The organism is Exiguobacterium sp. s122 (genome assembly GCF_018618475.1).
GTDB classification, from domain to species: Bacteria; Bacillota; Bacilli; order Exiguobacteriales; family Exiguobacteriaceae; genus Exiguobacterium; species Exiguobacterium himgiriensis.
Genome location: NZ_JACSMD010000014.1, coordinates 1 through 1155, shown reverse-complemented (window position 1 = coordinate 1155; position 1155 = coordinate 1). Strand labels below are relative to the sequence as shown.

The window sequence follows — 1155 nt, the reverse complement described above, 5'->3', positions numbered from 1 at the left end:
ACATATGAGATATTATCGGAAGAGAGGAAGCCCAAAAGCTTCTTCTCTTTTCTACTTAAATTCAATTAACACAAAAAAGTTTTCAAAAACGCCGATTGTAAAATTAAGCTAGACAATTGAAAAAGCCATTCGTGGTGCACTCACAATGTATTTTCCGACCAAAGAAAAACATAGGAGTGATTACGAATGACCTACACCCATCTTACCACGGATGAACTGGTGATGATAGAATCCTACCACCGCCAAAATATACCTGTAGCGATCATTGCTAAGTTGATGAACCGTTCCAGGCAGCCAATCTACAACGTCATCAATTTCCTGAAATCAGGACATACAGCGCTCGACTTCTACACGCAATACAAGAAAAATAAGAAACGCTGCGGCCGGCGGAAGATTGTCCTGCCGAAGAAACAAGTGGCCTATGTTCAAGACAAGGTGGCGCAGGGCTGGACGCCGGATGTCATTGTCGGCCGGGCAGAAACGGCCATCGATTGTTCCGCGCGCACCATCTATCGCATGTTCAAAAATCAGGTCTTTGACGCCGCCACGCTGCCGATGAAAGGAAAACGGAAACCCAATGGACACCAGGAACGCCGGGGAAAACAGGCGTTCAAACGCCATATTTCCGAACGGGAAGCCGACAACCCGTCGTTCAAAAAAGAGTTCGGGCATATCGAAGGCGACACCATTGTGGGTGCCCGCCACAAAAGTGCGGTGATCACGCTGGTCGAACGGCTGACGAAAGTCATCATCGCCCTGAAGCCTGCAGGACGCAAGGCTTGCGATATTGAAACTGCGTTGAACCAGTGGTTCCAAGGGGTCCCGAGAAATCTGTTCAAATCCATCACGTTTGATTGCGGCAAGGAATTCTCTAATTGGAAACCGTTGTGCAACCGGCACGACGTCTCGATTTACTTTGCGGATCCTGGCACGCCTTCTCAGCGCGCCTTGAATGAAAACTCCAACGGGCTCCTGCGGAAAGACGGCTTGGCAAAGGAAATGGACTTCAACCAGGTGGATCAAACATTTATTTCGTCGGTGGCCGACAAGCGGAATAACATCCCAAGAAAGTCACTGAATTACCGCACACCGTTGGAGGCATTTTTGAGTCACCTGAATGGAGTCGATCTGTCTAGCTTAAATTGACAAACGGAA

At 48.3% G+C, this 1155-nt stretch carries 1 protein-coding gene; it reads left to right on the top strand.

The window, feature by feature from the left end; all coding sequences use genetic code 11:
* The first annotated feature begins 186 nt into the window (after nt 1-186).
* Nucleotides 187-1146, top strand: coding sequence for an IS30 family transposase (locus KNP92_RS15670; protein WP_114167461.1), 960 nt, complete (start codon nt 187-189; stop codon nt 1144-1146).
* Nucleotides 1147-1155 lie beyond the last annotated feature (9 nt).